This window comes from Stieleria maiorica, assembly GCF_008035925.1.
Classification (GTDB): domain Bacteria; phylum Planctomycetota; class Planctomycetia; order Pirellulales; family Pirellulaceae; genus Stieleria; species Stieleria maiorica.
Window position 1 is genome coordinate 1,809,576 of the sequence record NZ_CP036264.1, and the last position, 20,674, is coordinate 1,830,249.

Sequence of the window (20,674 nt, forward strand, 5' to 3'; positions counted from 1 at the left end):
ACGGCCCACTGCCGGGGGCGACCTGCGATGGACGGGTGTGCGGCGTTTGAGCACACGCGGTCGACACGGCAATCGCCGCGACAAGCTTTACGCTTAACGCTCGCCTGAGACCGGCAGCGACTGGGGAGACAATGGTTTTCAAACGGTGCACGGGCAACACCTTTAGGCGTACAGGGTCAACAACAGACAGAACGGAGCTCCGAGAGCGCTTCCTCCGCTCATCCCTGGTGATCGTCTCCCCCGTTGCATCCCCTACAGTCAAACTGACCGCGATACTGGTACCGGATCGTTCCATCAGGCATGATTGCCACAACGAGTAACGAACCCAAAGTTTCGGTAAACCAGGGAAGATGTACCGATCCGGTAGATAATGCGCCGGTTGGAATTCTGCCCGATTCGTCCATTCAGCGTCCTTGGCGGAGCAACATGATCACTCTTGGCGGCCAAATCCTGCAGTCCGAACCTGAGGGATACGCGACGATCCGGCCGGGAGTCGTGGAAATCGCCGAGGGCCGAATCGTCGGCGTGGAGTTTGGCCAAGTGTCCAACCGGGTCGATCACGGTGGTCCCGACGCACTGATTTGCCCCGGATTCATCGACACCCACCTGCATCTCCCCCAATTTGACTCGATCGGGGCCGCCGGAATGCGGCTGCTGCCCTGGTTAAAAGACGTGATTTTCCCGGCCGAACAACGCTGGAACGATCTCGATTTTGCCAAGTCGATGATCGATCGCGTCGCAAGGCAGTGCCTTGGGGTGGGAACGACCGGCGTTTGCGCCTATGCCACCGTCAACCATGAAGCCACGATCGCTGCGTTGACGGCGTTTCGCGACATCGGTTTTCGCGGCGTGATCGGGCAGGTGATGATGGATCGGGACGCGCCGCCGCCGCTACTGCGTCCGAGAGGGCAATTGATCGACGAGGTGTCACGGACGCTGGATCAATTTCCGCCCGACAGGCCAATGGCCGCGGCGGTCACGCCGCGATTCGCACTTTCCTGCAGCGAGGCGTTGCTGGAGGATGCGGGGCGGTTGGCCGCATCCTATGACGCGATCGTCCAGACTCATTTGGCCGAAACGGTGGCCGAATGTGACGCGGTCGGCAAACGGTTCGGCGGCCGAGACTACGTTAATGTTTATGCCTGTGCCGCACTGCTGACGCCGCGCAGCATCCTCGGGCACGGCATCCATTTAGATTCGCAGTCCCAAGACCGACTGGCACGCTGCGGCAGCATCATCGCTCATTGCCCGACGGCGAATTCCTTTCTCGGCAGCGGGACGATGAATCGTCACTCACATCTTTCCCACGGGATCCCGTTGACGCTCGGCAGCGACATCGGGGCGGGATTTGAACGCAGCATGGTCCGCGTCGGACGGGCGATGATCGAAGCGGCGATGCGGATCTCGCTGGCCGCGGGGCACGGGGTTGATGATCAGGTGCGAATCCCGTCGGCCGCCGAAGCCTGGCACCAAATCACCGCTGGAAACGCCGCCGCACTGCGGTGGAACGACGTGGGCCGCATCGCCGTGGATCAGCGTGCCGATCTGTTGGTCATCCGGCCCGATATCGCGTGGTTGGATTCACGCCAGCCACTGGCGACGTTGATGTTTGCTTGGGATGATCGTTGGATCGAAACGACGATCTTGGAAGGACGCGTTCGATTTTGTTCGGCATAGGGCGTCTTACCGTACGATGGCCCTTCCGGGCCGTCGTCCGCGGGACCCCGGACGCGACGACCTAGAAAGGACGTCGTACAACGATTCCTTGTCCGCACCTCCTTCATCGGTCAGATCATGATCTTGCACATCGACATGGACGCGTTTTATGCGTCGATCGAACAACGCGATCATCCGGAATTGAAAGGTCAGCCGGTAGTCGTCGGGGGTAGCAAGACAGGGCGCGGCGTCGTCGCGGCGGCCAGCTATGAAGCGCGTCAGTACGGAATTCACAGTGCGATGCCGGGCCGACGGGCCGCCCAGCTCTGTCCGCACGCCGTGTTCGTTCGGGGGCGTCTGGATCATTACGCCGACGTAGGACGACAGGTGCGTGAGATTTTTGGGCGGTTCACACCGATCATCCAGCCCTTGTCGCTGGACGAAGCGTTCCTGGATGTCGCCGGTACGGAGCGGTTGCATGGCGATGCCGAAACGATCGGACGGAGCATCAAAGACGCGATCGAAACTGAATTGCACCTGACCGCCAGCGTCGGCATCGCTCCCAGGAAGTTTGTCGCAAAAATTGCCAGCGACTTGGACAAACCCAACGGCTTTGTCGTGGTCAAGGAATCAGAACTGACGTCGTTTTTGGATCCGCTTCCGGTCGAAAAACTTTGGGGCGTCGGCTCGGTCGCACTGCGGCGACTGCATCGCCTGGGGTTAAAAACGATTCGCGACGTCCGACACTACGATCGCGAGTTGTTGGTATCCAAGCTGGGCGATTGGGGGCACCACCTTTGGAAACTGGCCAACGGGATCGATTCGCGAGGCGTGGTCCCGGACCGAAGCGCCAAGCAAATCAGTCATGAACGCACCTTTTCGGACGACCAGAGCGATGCCGAACTGTTACACGGCGTAGTTTGTTTTCTCTGTGAACAGACGGCGATGCGGCTGCGTCGCAGCCAGCGAATGACGTCCACGATCACGTTGAAGTATCGACGCGAGGACTTCAAGACATTCACCAAATCGCGCACCTTGCCGGCGCCGACCGACCAGACCGGGAAAGTCATCCAGGTCGCGGTGGAGCTGTTGGAGGAAATGCGGCGGAACGAACCGCGAGCGGTGCGGTTGTTGGGCGTTTCACTCGGATCCCTGGTCGGCTCGGATCGCCCGGTGCAGTTGTCGTTGTTCGATGATCCGCAGCAACAGCAAGCCGAGCGCAAGGTCGATCAGGTCGTCGATCAGCTGTCCCAAAAGCTGGGCGCCAAGACGGTGTACCGGGCGGCCAGTCATCGTTGGCGGCATCGCCAATGATGGATCAATAAAAAAACGGCCGTCTTTCAACAGGCAAAGACGGCCGTTTGGGTGCAGTGATTTGACGTTCCAGTCAAACCAGGTTCTTTCGCACGGCCCAGACAGCCGCTTGCGTGCGGTCGGTCACGCCGATCTTACGCAAGATGTGCTGGACATGTTCCTTGACCGTTTCGTAGCTGATGCCCAGCATCTTGGCGATTTCTTTGTTGGTCAGACCTTGGGCCATCTGACGCAACACTTCGCTTTCGCGATGGGTCAACGGCACGTCCAATTCTTGGCTCAATCGCGGCGTGGCCAATGCACCGGTGACGCGACGCAATTCTTCGCGGGTCCAAGCCGATTCGCCGCTTGCCGCTGTGTTCAGGGCGTCGATCAATCGCTCACGCGGAGCGGATTTGAGGACGTAACCGGCTGCTCCCAGAGCCACCGCGCGGGCGATGTAGGTCGGATTGTCATAGGCCGAGTAGAGCACGATCGGCAGATCGGGATGGTCCAGCTTCAAACGTCCCAGCGTGTTCAGTCCGTCGCCGCCGTCCATTCGGATGTCCATCAAAACACAATCGGGCACCGAACGCTCCACTGCTGCCAGGGCTTCTGCCGCATTGCAGGCTTCTTCGGCGACCACCAGATCCGTTCCTTCCAGCATCGCTTTCAGGCCCATCCGGATGACCAAATGATCGTCGACTACTAATAGATTCTTACTCATAGAATCTCCTTGCTTGTTACCAGGGGTTGGATTTTCTGTGCCCCGCTAACACTACCCACCTCACAATGGGGGCTTACAGCTGGCGGGGTAAGAAATGTGAAAATAAAACTCTTCGGTGCTCAGGTTGTCGTCCAACCACACCACTCTTGACGTCCTACTGCCCGACACCTCCGTTAAGCGGCGCGTTAGGCAGCGTGTAGACCACATGGCATCGTGCCACACCGTTCGCCTTCCTCTGTTCCTCGAAAGGATCTCATCGTCAGAACTACAATGTCGGCGTGAAGCCATTCTCCGCCCCACACCTCCTGACTGGATATCAATCCACTTAGGGAGTGTTTTGCTATGAAATTCCGGGTGTCGCAGAGTATGACGGAAATCTCCGGCGTGAGACAGGTACGCTCACTACGTTTGGACGGCCTTGTCACACCCATGGAGGGAGATCTTGATCGACCATTGTCACCCAAGTACCCAGAAATCACTGTCTTTCCGCTTTTTTCTCGAAATCTTATTACTAAAAGGAATGCTACTGGTGAACTGTGCCCGCCTTAAGGCCCTTTAATGGTAGGTTGGCGGACACTGAGACACCTCTCAAGTGGCCCCGCCGTTAGTCGGACACTCTATTCTACGGGTGGCATGCTCGAATTCCCAATCGAAATCGTTCTCGAACGCGCCTTTTGCGGGTATTACTCCCCCCCTGTCACCTTCCCACAACCTGTTTACCTGCCTACAACCCATGCGAGCTGCTCCTTGAACGCGATCGCAAACGACCGGCCCGCCCCGGCCGACGGGATCAGATCGCGTGGCGAGAGTCTGGCGATCGGTCGTCCGTTGAAGTTGCATCCCAAGGGGGTGAACTCCAATCCGCGTTTTTCCGCCAGTCGCATTGCCCTGGACAGGTGGACTGCCGAAGTGACCAACCCGACCGAAACCCCTCCGCGGGAGGCCCCATTCGGTTTCTCGCGATTTGGACCTACGAGCTGCAGCCATGTGCCCGGGGGGGCCTCGAAAAAGGACTTCAAATAAATCATCTCCGCATCGGTGTTGACACCAGGTACTTCAAAAATGACCTGATCGGGCACGCCGACCGATGTCAACAGCTCGCGGCCGATCCGCGACGGATCTCGGTAGTCCTCGGTACCCGTTCCGGTACAGATCAGCGTTTTTGTTTTTCCCGCGTGCCAGAGTTGGGCGGCCAGTAGCAATCGTTGGCCGTCGTGGCCGAGTTGCGGGACGTCGAATCGATTGTCGTGGGCGAACCCGCCGAGCAAGACCACGGCATCGAGCGGCTGTACAAGCTGGCTGGCCGGATCTGCCGCCGCGGGGTACTCCAGTGATCGTAGCAAACGACCGGCGACCCGGCCGTTGAACGCGAGTCCGAAGGTCAACCAGGCGACCGTGAGGATGATTGTCAGCGGCCCGCACTTCCGCAGACCACTGGCAATGGCGGCGGCCAATAGAGACAACCAGATCATGGCAACAGGCATGACCAAACTGGTCGCCGTGCGTTCGGCCGGAGACCGCCCGCTTTGAATCCCCGCCCAGGTGACCAGCACGACGGCCAGCACACCCGCCCCGAGGGCGCCGATCATGATCGCTCGGAACCAGCCGATCGGACGCGCGAGCGCATCGTGCGCGTTAGGTGCGGCGGCTGCTTCCTGATCAGGGCCCATGAATGAATGACTTTCCTTGGTGCTGTTTTTGACGTTGGTGGTGAGCGTTGTGGGGACGACGCGTGGCGTGATCGGTAATCGCCGAAAGCATAGCTGCTTCCTAATGCGAACGAGGAGAAAAAAAGAAGTAATCGGAAGCGGCCGGTTATATTGGGGGGAAGCGAAACATCGGCTCCGCGTCTATGTTGCTTCACCCCACCTGTAATTCGTCCAAGACATTCCTATCTCAGGGACCCCATGAAACGTCTCGGCTCTCGTTCGATATCACTGTTTTTGGTTTTGGTTGTCTGTCAGTCATTGGCGACGTCGCAATGGGCCACCGCCCAATCATCGCGTCTTCAGATTCGTGAGGGGTTGAAGCTGGCTGCGGTCGGCAATTCGCTCGGCGAGCGGATGAATTTGTACGGCAACTTCGAGACTCGGCTGCAGTTGCGTCACGCGGGGGCAAACCTTCGGTTTCGCAACTTTTGTTGGCCGGCCGACGAAGTCGGTAACCGCCAACGCCCGGGCAGCTACACCACGATCGATGACCCGCTGGCGGTCTTCGCCCCCGAGGCCTACCTGTGTTTCTTCGGTGCCAATGAGTCCTATGCGGGAACCGACGATGCCGCCGTGGCCGCGTTCGTCGCCTCCTATCGCGATTATCTGTCGCTGCTGAACTCGAATTACTCCGGCGGCAAAGCTCAATTTGTCCTGGTCAGCCCGATTGCGTTTGAGTCCAGTGGCCATCGGTTGCATCCCGATGCGAGCACGCGGAACGAGGCGTTGAAGATTTACCGCGATGCGATCGAGAAACTGGCGTCGGAAGAGAGTTTGCCCTTCGTCGACCTGTTCACCGAGTCCAAGTCGGCCTTCGATGCGGAGCCTGGCAATCAATACACGATCAACGGGCTGCACCTGAACGAAGCCGGTGACCGCTGGGTCGCGCGGTTACTCGACCGGTCGCTGTTCGGCGATTCGCCGACGTTTGACGAATCGCAGTTCGAATCGGTGCGTAAATGGGTCAACGACAAATCCTGGCTGCACCTGCAAGACTATCGCATGCTCAACGGCTGGTACGTCTATGGCGGTCGACGGACCTGGGACACGGAAACCTTCCCCAGTGAATACCGCAAGATCCGTGAAATGGTCGCCGTTCGAGACCGATACGTTTGGGATCTCGCCCAAGGCAACCCCGTCGCCGATCGACCGGATGATTCCGGCACCGGCCAGGTCGTCGTTCCCGAGACCATGTTTGGCACCCGGAGCGACAGTTTTCGCGAGATGCGCGAGCCCAAGGAACTTGTCTATCCAACCCCGGAAGAGTCGATCGAAATGATGACGGTTCCCGAGGGGATGGAGGTCCGGTTGTTTGCGTCCGAGCGTGAGTTCCCCGAACTGGCCAACCCCAACCAAATCGCCTTCGACGCCAAAGGCCGCTTGTGGGTTTCCTGCATGGCCAACTACCCGCAGTGGCAACCCGGTGCCGCACCGCCGGACGACCGGCTGCTGATTTTCGAAGACACCGACGGTGACGGCAAAGCGGACGTCTGTAAAACGTTCTATGACAAATTGATCTGTCCGACCGGGTTTGAGTTTTATGACGGCGGCGTCCTGGTCGTAGACGAACCGCGCATCCTGTTCCTCAAAGACACTGACGGTGATGACAAGGCCGACCAAGTGATTCAATTGATCGACGGCATCGCCACCGACGACACGCACCACACGATGGGCGCGTGGGAGTTTTCCCACGGCGGCAACCTGCACATGCTCGAAGGCATCTCGCTTTCGACCACCCTGGAAACACCGTGGGGGCCGTTCCGCAACAAGAATACCGGTGGCGCCTACGTTTACGACCCGATTTCCCAGCGGGTCAGCCACTACCGCACTCCGGGTTACGGCAACCCCTGGTGCCTGGTGTTCGACCAATGGGGCAATGGTATCGTCGGTGACGGCACCAACGCCAAGCAACACTGGATCGCGCCGCTGGCCGGTAAAGAGGTCGATTCACGCAAAACGCTGCAGCCCGTGTTCGATAACCACGGCTTGCGTCCCGCGGTCGGCAACGAGTTTCTGTTGTCGCGACATCTGCCCGACGACATGCAAGGACAATTCATTTATGCCTGTGTGATCAACATGCACGGGATGCCGCGATTCAATCTGCGATTCGAGTCCGACGGTGCCGGCTACGAAGGCGAACGCGTCGAAGACCTGCTGTCATCGACCGACATGATCTTCCGACCGGTCGATCCGAAAATCGGTCCCGACGGCGCGGTTTGGTTCGGCGATTGGTGCAACGCGTTGATCGGACACATGCAGTATTCGCAACGTGACCCCAACCGTGATCACACGCATGGCCGCGTCTACCGCTTGGTCAACAAGAACAAGCCGCTGTTGGACATCGTCGATCTGACAAGACTTAGCGAATCCGAACTGCTGGACCAGTTGTTGGTGCCGGAGTTGCGAACCCGCTATCGCGTCCGACGGGTGTTGCGTGATCGGCCCGAGCAACAGGTGTTTGAGGCGATCGCCGACTGGATTGTCGACACGGACGACCCGCAACGGTTGTGCGAAGCGATGTGGATTCAGGAGAGTTTCCGAAACGTTGACACGGACCTGATCGATCGGATTTTGGCGTCGGACGACTATCGCGCCCGAGCCGCGGCGATCCATACCGTCACCAACGAGATGTTGCGGATCGACGCCGCCCACGATTATCTGGCCGCCGCGACCTCGGATCCGCACCCGCGGGTTCGTCTGGAAGCCGTCCGCGGGATCAGCTTTCTGGAAACCCCCGACGCGACCGAGTTGGCATTGTCGGTGACGGATCACCCGATGGATTATTGGATCGACTACACACTCGAACACACCCTGCACGCCCTCGAGCCCGCTTGGTCGCGGGCCCAAAAGTCCGATAACTTCCTGGCCGGCAGCACCGAGCAAGCCAAGGCGTACTTTTTGCGATATCAACGCATGTCCGGCCCCGGCGGCGCGGCGGTCGTTCCCCTGGAAATCGCCGACGATGTCGATGCGTCGTCGCAAGACCGCAACGCGGCCATCGAAACCTTGGCCGGGCTCCGGGGCGGTAACGCCGGGCGAGGCGAAGACGTGTTCAATCAAGTTTGTTCGGCCTGCCACCAAATCGGTGACCTGGGCAAAAAGTTCGGCCCCGATCTGTCCGACGTCGGATCACGGTTCGACAAACAAAAGATCATTCGGTCGATCGTGATGCCCAACGACGAGATCAGTAAAGGCTACGAGACGGTCAACATCCTGACCGTCGATGGCGATACCTTCAACGGATTTGTGATCGCGAAGACCGATGACACGCTTTCCCTGGGGATCGCCAACGGAAAGCAAGTCGACATTCCGATCGATGACATCGAGATCGAAAAACCGATGAAAGCCAGCTCCATGCCGGAAGGATTGCTGAAACAAATCGCGCCGATCCAGGCACTCGACTTGATCGCTTACCTGTCCTCCCAACGCGACATCACCAAGGTCTCTCGCCGGGGTTGGACCAGCGCCAAGTATCGCAATGAACCGAAGCTGCGGACGCACAACGGCGCCGTCGAAATCTCTCACGACGCCGCGATCAAACTCGGCCCTCACTTCGGCAACAACTCCTGGAACTCCGATCCCCATCTGTTGCTGACGCCCGTCGGGCGAGAGGGTTTCGATTTTGCCTTTCACAGCGACCACGATGCAAAGTCGCCTTACGTCACGATCCGCTTGAACGAAACGGCAACGCTAAAGCACTTGCTGTTGCGGAATCGATTGTCCAGTCAATTCCACTCGCGTGCCAAAGGATTGACGGTTTGGGTCAGTCCCGATGGTGAGGATTACCGACAGGTTTGGAAAGCCGACAAGCTCAAGGGCGACTGGATGATCGACTTTCCCGACGGCACCAAGGCCCAATACGTGCGGATCGGGTTGGACGGCGAAGGCACGTTCCACCTGTACCAAGCCGTCGTGTTCGGCGAGTGACCCGGCGGGCAGAACGCAAGTCGGCTCGGTTGGGCCATTGGTTCTGCAGGCTCCGCCTGGGCTGTTTCAAAATCGTTCGATTCGGTCGCGTTTTCGATTCCGCGAAACCCTGCCGGGATCAGCCGTTTGGCGCCAGCCTACGGGTCTCCACTGACGATGTGGCCCGAACGCTGCTGTGGCCCGAACGCTTGCACGAATCGGCTGATGTCACTCGTGTTTCGTCGGCCGATGGCTGCTGTGAGTCGACGAATGATCGCGGGTGGCGGAGCCACTCTGGCATTGCGTTCCAAGGCGGAGCCATGGAACGAGCCGAATGGGAATCCACCTTCTGGCGAAGGTAGCTACGTTTCACCGACAGAGCTGGTCCAATGCATCGAACAGCAGTTCCAGCTCCTCTCGTGTCGTCGTTTCGCCGCAGCTGATTCGCACGGTTCCGTCGTCGGGCGATTTGATCGCCGGGTGGATCAACGCCGCGCAGTGCAACCCCGAGCGGACTTCGATCCCGAATTCGCTGTCCAGAATCATGGCCGCATCGCCGGCCGCAAACCCGTCGATCGCGATGCTGGCCACCGGCAGGACGGGAACGCGGGGGCGTCCGATCACACGGACGCCGGGAACCTGTTCCAGCCCCCTGTAGAGTTCGCTCGCCAGTTCGGCCAATAGGTCGCGCGATGTCTCGAGCGCTTTCTGCGGCGATGTGCCAGCGCGTCGGCTGCGGAGGCCGGCCAGCCATCCGGCGTAGGCGGGGACGTTCAGATTGCCGGCTTCAAAACTTGCCGGATAGTCGTTCGGCATCTCCAGCGATTCCGAACGCGTGCCGGTCCCGCCAAACACGGTGGGGCGGATCCGGTCTTGGGCTTCGCGGCGGACGTACAAGAATCCGGTTCCCAGCGGCCCGGAGCCTCCCTTGTGTCCCGGGGCGGCCAACACGTCGATGTGGGCCTGGGTGACCGAAAGCGGCAGGTGACCGAAGGTTTGGGCGGCGTCAATGAACAACAGCGGCTTGGCCGGTGGATCGAACTGATCGACCAGCCGCCTGCCGATCGCTTCGACCGGCTGGACGGCACCATTGACGTTGGCGGCGTGGACGACCGCGACCATGCGTGTCTGGGGTGTGACGGCCGAGAGCACGTCATCGACACTGACTTGACCCTGTGCATCGACCGGCACCACGGTCCAGGTGATCGAACCGTTGGCGACCAAATGTTGCAGGGGCCGCAGCACGCTGTTGTGTTCGGCCGCCGTCGTGACCACGTGATCTCCGCTTGTCAGGATCCCCAGCAGGCCTGCGTTCAAGGCTGCCGTGCCGCCGGAGTGCAGGGAGACTTCTTGGTCGTCGGCGGCGCCGATCCAGGCAGCGATCTCGCGCCGCAACCGCGCGATGATCTGGCCGGCCTGTTGCGATGCCCGATACGCTCCCCGGCCGACCGCCGCCTCGTGCTGTGTCGAAAACTCGTGCATCGCGTCCAGGATGAGCGGCGATTTCGGATAGCACGTCGCGGCATGGTCCAAGTAGATCCGTCGCGTCATGGATGAATCCACTCGGTCGAATCGTCGGCAAAGGTCTCCCGTTTCCAGATCGGCACGTCCGCTTTCAGCCGGTCCATGATCCAGGGCAGTGCCGCAAAGGCGTCGCGGCGGTGGGCGCTGCTGCATCCGACCAGCACGCTCGCCTGGCCCAGGGGGACTTCGCCCAAGCGGTGCACGATCACCACGGCGGCCAGGGAATAGGTCCGCTTGGCTTCTTCGGCCAGTTGTTGCAATTGCACCAGGGCCATGGATTCATGGGCCTGGTAGTGGAGCGTTTGGGTGATGCGGACGCGCCCGGCCTTGGTGGTCGTTTTCCGCCGCGTCACACCGGCGAACCAAGCGTGCGCGCCCGTGTCCGGGTCGTCGATCTTGGACGACCAATCCGACAGCTCGATCGGTGTCTGTACCAGGCGAATGTCAATCATTGCTTTCGGTCGCCCCTAGCCGCCGCTGACCGGCGGGATCAATGCGAGTTCTGCGTCGCCAGGCTCGACGATGTGATCGCCGGCGACGTATCGGCCATCGACGGCCAGCCGACTGACGCCGATCAGTGGAGCCGCCGCGGGGACCTGTGCCGCGACGGCATCGATCAACATCGCCGCGGTCGCCGGCGGGTCGACCGTGACTTCGACGACGTCACAGCCGGCGGCGTCACGGACACCGGCAAACAGCAAAATCTGCATCGACACTGTGGCGCTCATCGGGGCGGCAATCCGAGTTCCTCGCCGACCTTCGGCAGTCGGCCGTAGGCGTACGCGAGCAGTTTCAGGGGGTGAATGGTGTGGAGTTGGGTGCCATGTTCGATCTGCATTTTACAGGCGCTGCACTCGGTGCAGGCGAGCCGCCGTCCGCTGCCGCGCATCGCCGAAATCATGGGCCAGCCGACGCGCAGACTATTGCGATAATTCTTGCGCTGCAATCCCCAGGTTCCCGCCATCCCGCTGCATCCGCCTTCGACGTGATCGACCCGCATGCCCGGGATCAGATTCAACAACTCGATCGACGCGATGTCCGGATCCAAAACACGCAAGTGGCAGGGGCGGTGATAGGCGAATTCCAGGTCGACCGATTGGAACTGGCGATCGAGTTTTCCGTCGGCATGCAGCCCGCGCAGAAACTCGCACGCTTCATACGAGTTGCGGGCCACCAGGTGGGCGTCTTCGTCGTCCAGCAAGTTGGGGTACTCGTGTTTCAAACACAGCACGGCGGAGGGTTCGGTCGCGACGATTTGGTACCCCGATCGGACTGCTTCGGACAACATCCGCACATTCTTGCGGGCGATCCGTCGGGCACCTTTCAAGTCGCCAGCGGTGATCCGCGCCATGCCGCTACCGGTCTGGGACGTGGGCACGTAGATCGCAATGCCATTTTGTTGCAAGACCTCCGCCAGCGCACGTCCCAGGTCGGGATCGTGATAGTTGGCGTAGTGGTCGACAAAATACAGCACCTTGGCACCGTCACCGGCCGGCTGTTTCGTCCAGCGTCGGCGCGAGGAATATCGCATGAAGCTGCCCGATGCGATCGATGGCAACTCCCGCGCCGCGGACAAGCCAAACAATTTGTCCGCCAGCCAGCGTGAGAATCCGTTGCGGATCAGCAGATTGGCGATCCAGGGAAACCGCGACCCGATCGCGGCGATGGTGTCCAGCCGACAAAGCAATCGGTCCGACAGCGGTTGCCCGTTGGTGGCCACATACTGGGCCTTCAGCTCGCCGACGATTTTGGGAATGTTGACCGTCGCCGGGCACTCGACGCGGCACTGATGGCAATTGAAACAGAGGTCCGCGACCGCTTTGGCGCGGTCACCGGTGAGTGCTTCAACGTCGATCTTTCCACTCAACACGCCACGCAACAAATTCGCTTTGGCCCGCGGAGAGGCCTCTTCGCTTCGCGTCGCTCGAAACACCGGACACTGACGTTCCGAGCGTGCCGTCGTTCTGCACCGCGCGCATCCGTTGCAGGACTGCGCGACGACGTCGATCATCTCGCCCGGCGACCACTGTTGCAGCACCGGCAGCTCGGGAACCGCGCTGTTTTGCAGTCGCGCGACTTGGACGATCCGGTCGGTGGCTTTGATCAGTGTTCGCGTTTCGGTGGACACCTCGATCGATTCGCCGATCGGACGGATGTTTTCATTGGGCTGCTGAAGCACCGCGCCAAACAGCTTGCCGGGGTTCAGCCGGTGATGCGGATCGAACAGGCGTTTGATTTGGCCCATCGCCGGCCAAAAGTCGCCGAACTGTTTCGGCAACAACGCGCTGCGGCTCAACCCCGCGGCGTGTTCGACGCTGACGTGCCCCTTGAATTTCCAGACCACTTCGGCCACCTGCTCGGCGACGAGCCGAATCTTTTTGCGTTCGTCAGCGGACGACAGATCGATAAACGGGCGGACATGCAAATGACCGTGGCCGGCATGGGCGAACACGGTCGCCGTGCATTCATTGTCACGCAAGGTTTTTTGAATCGCCGCCAACGCCTCGGGCAACTTCTCCGCCGGTACCGCGATGTCTTCGGTAAACGGAATCGGCATCCCCGGGCCCTTCAATCGACTCAGTCGCGGCGTGACCCGCCGGCACAACGCCCAGTATCGATCACGGGTCGCTTGATCGGTCGCCGCGTGGGCGACGAAGGCCGAATCGGGACCGTGCGAGAGATCTTCACGCAGGATTTCGATGCGGTCGGTCAGTTCCGCAAGTGAATCTCCCTGGAGCTCAAGCAACAGCATCGCTTCGGCTTCCTGCGGCAACACGCTCTCAAACTGTCGTTCAGTCTCCCGCGCAATCCCCAGCAGCCGTCGCCCCATCAAGTCGCACGCCACCGGCCCGTAACCCAACGAACGCACGGCACATCGGGCGGCCGATTCCAAGCGGTGAAAGAACAGCATCACCACGCCGCGGTGCTTGGGGATCGGTTCGGTTTTCACCGTCGCGTCGACGATCAGTCCCAGCGTCCCTTGGGTCCCCACCAGGAATTTGGCCAAATCGACGCGTCCCAAATCGTCGACCAGCGAGTCGAATCGATAGCCCCCCCGCGCCGGCGGCGCGTCGTTGAGGTGTTCCAGGCAGCTTTGATATTGCGTTTGAATCTCCATCAATCCGCGCGCCAGACGTCCCAGCGTTCCCGGATCGTTGGGATGATGTTTCGACACATCCAGCAACTCGCCGTCGACGGTCACGAATCGCAGCGATTCGATGTTGTCGCGGGCCGAACCGCTACGCAGATAGTGGCTGCCCGAGGCGTTGATCGCCAACACACTGCCCATCGTCGTGATGCTGCGGGTCGCCGGATCGGGGCCGTACCAGCGGCCCAGTGGTTTCAAATTGCGATTGAGTTCGGCGATGGTCAGGCCGGCTTGCACCATGGCCACCGATTTCAGCGGATCGAATTGCATCCGCCGCATGTATCGCGAAAAATCGACCACCAGTCCGGGGCCGACCGATTCCCCCGATACGCCGCTGCCGCTGCCTCGTGGGTGAATCGGCAGATCCTGTTCGCTGGCATACTGCACCAACGCGACCACGTCCGCCGCCGAACGCGGCCGCACCACGCCGATCGGCTGGATTTCATAAATGCTTGCGTCGGTCGCGTACAACGTCGTCGAGACGGAATCGCACATCACGTCGCCGCGAACGATCCCTCGCAAGTCGTCTTGAATACGTTGTCGGTCGATTTCCATGCATTAGTTCGACCGCATCGAGCGTCCCAAGTCAACCAGGATGTAAGTTTCGGGTTTCAAGTTTCAAGTTTCGCGTCAGTTGGGAGTTGGGAGTTGGGAGTTGGGAGTTGGGAGTTGGGAGTTGGGAGTTGGGAGTTGGGGGGGCGTCGAAACGCGACCAAGAGCAGGGGAACCGGACGAGGAAATGCGTGACAAGAAAAGGTCGGGTGAAAACCTGAAACCCGAAACCTGAAACCAGTGGCCCCACCTCTGCTGCGGTTGTTGCTAAACTGATCGATCACCCGCGACTTTGTGCGATTTCCGCCCCCTTCCCCGCCCCGCCTTTTGAGACTTTTTGAAATGATGTGTCGACATCGACTTCGGCTGGTTCTCGTTCTCGCTCCAGTGATGCTTTGCGTGTGTGCCGGCGGACTGGCGGCATCCGCGGTTGCGGCCGATGCTGAGAAGAAACAGATCTTGATGGTCGCCGGGGCACCCTCGCACCGCTACGGCGCCCACGAACACTTCGCCGGGCTGCGAATCCTGCAAGACGCGATCGAGCAAAGCAGTGAGGCTGCCCAAGTCACCCTGGTCCGCGGCTGGCCGTCGGACGAACAGATCGCCACAGCGGACACGATCGTGATCTACAGCGATGGCGGTCGACGTCACGTCGCGATGGACCACCGCGACCAGCTCCGCAAACGTCTCTCCGAAGGCGTCGGGCTGGTGTGTTTGCACTACGCGGTCGAGATGCTGCCGGGCGAATCGGGCAAAGACTGGGAGGAACTGCTGGGCGGGCACTTCGAGATCAACTACAGCGTCAATCCGCACTGGGTGGCGGAGTTCAAGTCGCTGCCCGACCACGCGATCACACGTGGCGTCCAGCCGTTTGCGACCGACGATGAGTGGTATTTCCACTTACGATTCACCGAGCTTGGCAAGGTGACGCCGATCTTGTCCGCGGTCGCCCCTGCTCACACGATGAAGCGACCCGATGGCGATCACAGCGGCAACCCGCACGTCCGCAAAAGCGTCGCCGCGGGCGAGCCCCAAACGGTCGCCTGGGCTTACGAGCGTCCTGATGGCGGCCGGTCCTTCGGATTCACCGGTGGTCATCACCATTGGAACTGGGGCAACGACGACGTTCGACGCCTGGTGACCAACGCGATCCGCTGGACCGCCGGGGAAACCATCGGTCCGGATGGGTCTTCACTCGGCAAGGAACCGGTCGGGATCAAACGGTTGCTGGAAAATCAAGACTACGACCGTCCCAAGGACTTTGATGAGCAAGCCACTGCGGAGCGGTTTCAGCTGACGGCGGAAAAAAAAAAGACGAGTGAACGTGAATCCGCCAAGCCGATCTATCTCTCCGGAAGACTGACCAGCGAAACGAAGCGGCACCGTGTCGAGATCGATGCGTCGATCGAGGGCGTGTCGGATTTGTATTTGATCATTGACGACGGCGGAGACGGCTTTGCATGCGATTGGGTGGACTGGGTTGATCCGACCATTCACGGTCCGGACGGATCAATGTCGCTGGTCGAATTGGGCTGGCAATCGGCGACCAGCGGTTGGGGGAGCGTCAGGAAGAACGCCAATTGCAGCGGAAAACCCTGGTCGGTCGACGGCCAGGTGATCGGAAAAAATGCCATCGGAACGCACGCCGATAGCGTGATCCATTTCAAACTCCCCTCCGGTTTCAATCGGCTGACGGTGACCGGCGCATTGGACACCGGCGGAACGAGCCAGAATGGAGGGGCAACCACGAGCGTTCGTTTGGCGGTTTACTCTGGTGCCGCCCCCGCAACCCTCGGCAGCGCCCCGGACAATGCAATCGACGGCGACCAACGCGACCCCGGCAATGCGATCAAGGGAATCACCATCGCCGACGGCCTGGAAGCAACGCTCGCCGCCTGCGAACCGATGCTCCGCAGCCTGACGAATCTGGACATCGATTCGCGCGGACGCGTCTGGGTCTGTGACGTGATGAACTATCGAGGCAACCAGGGATCGCGTCCCGAAGGCGATCGGATCCTGATCCTGGAAGATACCGACGGCGACGGGGTCATGGACGATGCCAAGACGTTTTACCAGGGCCGTGACATCGATTCGGCGATGGGCATTTGCGTACTCGAAAATGCGACCGGGGCGGATGTCATCGTGACCGCTTCGCCCAACGTCTGGCGATTCGTCGATTCCGATGGTGACGACGTGCCGGACAGCAAGAACGCGATGTTCACCGGTGTCGGCAATCCGCAACACGACCACTCCGGTCACTCGTTCTTGTTCGGCCCCGACGGAAAACTCTACTGGAATTTCGGCAACACCGGCGAGCAGGTCAAAGACTCCGACGGCGAAACGGTCATCGACATTCACGGTCGGGCGGTGGTCGACAACGGGGCGCCGCTGCTGGGCGGCATGCCGTTTCGCTGTGATCTGGACGGGGGCAACTTCGAAGTCCTGGCCCACAACTTTCGCAACAACTGGGAAACGACCGTCGATTCGTTCGGCACGCTTTGGCAAAGCGACAACGACGATGACGGAAACCGTGGCACCCGAATCAATTTTGTGATGGAGCACGGCAATTACGGCTATCGTGACGAAATCACCGGCGGCGGCTGGCGCGAACCGCGGATCAATCAGGAAGACGAAATCATGCACCGCCATTGGCACCTGAACGACCCCGGCGTCGTCCCCAACATGCTGCAAACCGGCGCCGGGTCGCCCAGCGGCATCTGCTTTTACGAAGGCCGCTTGTTGCCCGAGCGATTCTGGGACCAGATCATCCACTGCGACCCCGGCCCCAACATGGTTCGCGCCTACCCCTCCAAACCCGACGGCGCCGGATACTCCGCGACGATCGAACCGCTGATGACAGGAACCGTCGATCGCTGGTTTCGGCCCGCCGACGTCTGCACCGCACCGGACGGTTCGCTGTTCGTGACCGATTGGTACGATCCCGGCGTGGGAGGACACCGCCAAGGCGACTCCGATCGCGGACGGCTGTTCCGATTGGCCCCACCGGGAACGGATTACAAGATCCCGACGTTTGATTTCACGACGCCCGGCGGAGCCGTCGAAGCGCTGCGAAATCCGACTCTGGCGGTGCGGGCGCGGGCTTGGCGGTCGCTGCACGCGATGGGCCCAAAGGCTGAACCCGCACTACTGCAGCTCTACGCCGATTCGAATCCACGCCTGCGTGCCCGCGCGCTGTGGTTGCTGGGCAAGATCGATGGACGTGGCGAACATTACGTCGCCGAGGCACTGGCCGATGCGAATTCCGATCTCCGAATCACGGCGATCCGATTGGCCAAGCAGCTGACCGACCAACCCTCGCTATGGTTGGCCGATGCGGTCGATGACCCGTCCGCGGCGGTCCGACGCGAGCTTGCGGTCGCACTGCGTTATGACACCAGCGATGCCATGCCGTCGCTGTGGGCCCAACTGGCGACGTCCTACGATGGACAAGATCGTTGGTATCTGGAAGCACTGGGAATCGGCAGCGACGTGCGCGCCGCCGAGTGTTTCGATGCTTACCTGGAAGCCGTCGACGGACGCTGGGACACCCCCGCCGGCCGAGACCTGGTGTGGCGCGTGCGGGCCCCCAAGGCAGCCGATGCGATGGTCGCATTGATCGCCGATCCGAAACGCCCGTTGAACGAGACCGATCGCTACTTCCGCAGTCTTGAATTTCATGGCGCGGACGTTCGAGACGCGGCGCTGAAGCGTCTACTTCCCTGAACGCATTGGGTTCGTTGATATTTGCCCGACCGTTGTCCCCACCTTCCCCCGATGACGATGAAAGTTCACTCGTTGATTTTGACCGTTGCATTCCTATTTCTTGTCCCGCCGCAGGCGCGGTCTGCCGAAAACGACTCACGGGCCGACCAGGCCCAGGCCCGCCAAGACGCTGTGATCGTTCGCGCGATTGAGCGGATCAGCGATTACGACTATCGGTCGGATCCGGCGGTCGCCGAGGCGGTGATGCGGCAGATCCGACGCAGCCAGGGGACGCCGGAGTTCATGCGATTGGTCAAGCGTTTCAAACCCGATGGGATTGAAACCCAGTTGGTCAAAACGTTGGTCGGTGACGACCGATCGGCGGCGGTCGAATCGGCCGCATTGTTGTTGGAACTGGACGCCGGACGCAAAGCGATCCGCCGTCGGTTGAATTCAACCGGCCAAGCGGTCGCGGTGATCGAGACGCTGGGTTTGCTCGGCAACGGGCGCGCGAACCATTTCCTTGCCGAAATCGTCAGCGACGCGGAGCGTCCTTACGACCAACGCCGTGCCGCCGTCACCGGATTGGCGAAATCCAACGACGGGGAAAAACGGTTGGTCGCATTGGCAACCGAAAAAAAACTCGTCGGTGACACGTTCCTTGTCGCCGGCGCGTTGCTGGCACGCAGCAAGGACGGCGGCATCCGTGATGCTGCCGCCAAAGTGTTACCGCAACCGGCATTGAAGGACGCCAAACCGTTGCCGCCGATCGATGAATTGGCCCAACTGCGCGGCGATGTTGCGGCGGGGTTGAAGTTGTTTCGGGGCGAAGCAACTTGCGCCAACTGCCACATCGTCAATGACTACGGCAAAGACGTCGGGCCGAATCTGTCCGAGATCGGAACCAAGCTCTCACGCGAAGCGATGCTGACGGCTGTGTTGGCCCCCAGCGCGGGGATCAGCCACAACTATGAAAACTTCAGCGTGTTGACCGAAGAAGGCCAAGTGATCACGGGGCTAAAGATTTCACAGACCGACAACGAGATCGTGATCCGAACGGCCGATGCGATCGATCGAACGATCCCCGGCGAAGAGGTGGTGACGATCAAGAAGAGCGACACATCGATCATGCCGGAAAATCTGCATCACATCACCGGTCAGCAAGGATTGGTCGACATCGTGGAATACATGATGACGCTCAAGAAGAAAGGCTGATCAGCGGTACTGGCCGTGACAGTCATCGCAGGACTGGGTGACCGCGCCGACGGCTTGGCTGATCACATTGTAATCGTCCAGTTCCAAGCCACGCGTGACACCCTGAGCGGCTTTCGTCATCGCATTGCTAAACGCGACATAGTCGTCGTCATCGGCATCATCCATGCCTTCGGCGACAAGGATGCGGCCGATGATCGCCAGCAATTCGGCGGGACGGCGGACATCGCTCGGTTCGGCTTTGACGTCGTCGGCACTGTTGGTGGCGGTGCGAAGTTGTTCCTTCAAGATTTCGGCGTATTCCATCAACGGCGCGCGGTCGGCGATCGACGCCCAATCGTTGCTCTCCTCTGCTTTTCCACTACGCAGTCCGGTGCCCGACATCAAGTCCTGCAAATCGTCCTTTCTCGCCCGCGCTTCGTTGAACACCTGGTTGGTGCCGGCGTTGCAATTGAACGCCGTTCGTCCCAACAGGTCGCGGGCGATGGCCGCGTCGTCCTTCCACCGCACGTCGCCCTGGTACTCGGTGATGATCGCAAACAGGCTGCTCATCACCATCAAGTCCAACCGCGCGTCCTGGTAGCCGCCGCTCTTGAACGGCCCGGGCTGGGTGACGACGGAATCGTAATGCAATTTCACCCGTTTGATCTCGTCCTCGATCGAAGTCGGGGAAATCAACTTGTCCCACGGCCCGGCGTTCGCCTTGCTACCGTCCTCGGGGGTGGTGGACGCCGCCGCTGCAGGCGGGGCGATTTTCTTTCGCAGCTCTTGCAGGGTTGGTCGCTCGCCGCGGATCGCATCGCCCACGGAGTCGAAAAAAATGCCTTGGGTGGCATCGGCAGAAAATTTTGGCGCCGGGGCACGTTTTTCTTCGCCCCATGCGAGGTACGCGTGTGCGGAAAAGAGCATCGAACCGGACAGCAGAATGGCGGCGGGTAAGGTGCGATTTCGGGGTTTCATCACGGGGCTCGACCGGTGCTATGGCAGGATGGTTTCCGTCAGTGTAGTTCAGTCTAGCACCGCAAAGAAACCGCTGCCCAGTGTCCGATAAAGACCCCTGTCCGACGAAAGGATGCAGCAGACGTGGACACCCATGCGGGGGTTTGCGGGCAGGAAGGCTGGTCTGGTTGAATCCGCCACGACTGAATGGGCGGCGCCGGATGATTCCGCGCCCCGAATCCATCCGAAACCTGCCCGGATCATCGGGGTTGAAAGGAGAGTGAAGGGATTCGCATCAATTACGAG

Annotated in this window: 11 protein-coding genes and 1 pseudogene; 5 read left to right on the plus strand and 7 right to left on the minus strand. The window is 60.5% G+C overall.

The features are described from left to right. Positions 1–426: 426 nt before the first annotated feature. Positions 427–1,677, plus strand: coding sequence for an amidohydrolase family protein (locus Mal15_RS06035; protein WP_167546654.1), 1,251 nt, complete (start codon positions 427–429; stop codon positions 1,675–1,677). 99 nt (positions 1,678–1,776) lie between these two features. Then, a pseudogene (locus tag Mal15_RS06040) lies at positions 1,777–2,970 on the plus strand (DNA polymerase IV); the annotation flags it as partial. A gap of 73 nt (positions 2,971–3,043) precedes the next feature. On the opposite strand, the gene Mal15_RS06045 reads toward Mal15_RS06040, so the two are convergent. Together Mal15_RS06045 and Mal15_RS06050 are read right to left on the minus strand one after the other, a co-directional pair. After that, entirely contained in the window at positions 3,044–3,676 is a 633-nt protein-coding gene (locus Mal15_RS06045) for a response regulator (RefSeq protein WP_147866940.1), read from the minus strand. Positions 3,677–4,392: 716 nt separating this feature from the next. After that, positions 4,393–5,346, minus strand: coding sequence for a YdcF family protein (locus Mal15_RS06050; protein ID WP_147866941.1), 954 nt, complete (start codon positions 5,344–5,346; stop codon positions 4,393–4,395). 237 nt (positions 5,347–5,583) lie between these two features. Between Mal15_RS06050 and Mal15_RS06055 the strand changes: the two genes are divergently transcribed. Then, on the plus strand, positions 5,584–9,312 hold the full coding sequence (locus Mal15_RS06055) for a PVC-type heme-binding CxxCH protein (RefSeq protein ID WP_147866942.1): 3,729 nt from the start codon (positions 5,584–5,586) through the stop codon (positions 9,310–9,312). Positions 9,313–9,660: 348 nt separating this feature from the next. Here Mal15_RS06055 and Mal15_RS06060 read toward each other — a convergent pair whose 3' ends face one another. Genes Mal15_RS06060 through Mal15_RS06075 form a run of 4 tightly spaced genes read right to left on the minus strand, consistent with a single transcriptional unit; the run spans position 9,661 to position 14,518 of the window. Beyond that, positions 9,661–10,842, minus strand: a complete 1,182-nt coding sequence (locus Mal15_RS06060; RefSeq protein ID WP_147866943.1) for an aminotransferase class V-fold PLP-dependent enzyme — start codon at positions 10,840–10,842, stop codon at positions 9,661–9,663. After that, positions 10,839–11,267, minus strand: coding sequence for a molybdenum cofactor biosynthesis protein MoaE (locus tag Mal15_RS06065; protein ID WP_147866944.1), 429 nt, complete (start codon positions 11,265–11,267; stop codon positions 10,839–10,841). Before Mal15_RS06065 ends, Mal15_RS06060 begins: the two co-directional genes overlap by 4 nt. 15 nt (positions 11,268–11,282) lie before the next feature. Further along, a complete protein-coding gene (locus tag Mal15_RS06070) occupies positions 11,283–11,543 on the minus strand; it encodes a MoaD/ThiS family protein (RefSeq protein ID WP_147866945.1) in 261 nt (86 codons plus the stop codon). Continuing rightward, positions 11,540–14,518 carry an anaerobic glycerol-3-phosphate dehydrogenase subunit C gene (locus Mal15_RS06075; RefSeq protein WP_147866946.1) on the minus strand — a complete coding sequence of 993 codons (2,979 nt, stop codon included), beginning with the start codon at positions 14,516–14,518 and terminating at the stop codon, positions 11,540–11,542. The genes Mal15_RS06070 and Mal15_RS06075 overlap by 4 nt, the downstream gene beginning before the upstream one ends. A gap of 339 nt (positions 14,519–14,857) precedes the next feature. On the opposite strand from Mal15_RS06075, the gene Mal15_RS06080 reads away from it, so the two are divergent. Both Mal15_RS06080 and Mal15_RS06085 read left to right on the plus strand, forming a co-directional pair. Continuing rightward, positions 14,858–18,238: a PVC-type heme-binding CxxCH protein gene (locus Mal15_RS06080; protein WP_147866947.1), complete on the plus strand. Its 3,381-nt coding sequence runs from the start codon at positions 14,858–14,860 to the stop codon at positions 18,236–18,238. Positions 18,239–18,295: 57 nt separating this feature from the next. After that, the gene (locus Mal15_RS06085) at positions 18,296–19,432 is read left to right on the plus strand and encodes a c-type cytochrome (RefSeq protein ID WP_167546655.1); all 1,137 of its coding nucleotides are present in this window, start codon (positions 18,296–18,298) and stop codon (positions 19,430–19,432) included. Here Mal15_RS06085 and Mal15_RS06090 read toward each other — a convergent pair whose 3' ends face one another. Continuing rightward, positions 19,433–20,389 (minus strand): hypothetical protein, encoded by a 957-nt coding sequence (locus tag Mal15_RS06090; RefSeq protein ID WP_147866949.1) that lies wholly within the window; start codon positions 20,387–20,389, stop codon positions 19,433–19,435. Positions 20,390–20,674 lie beyond the last annotated feature (285 nt).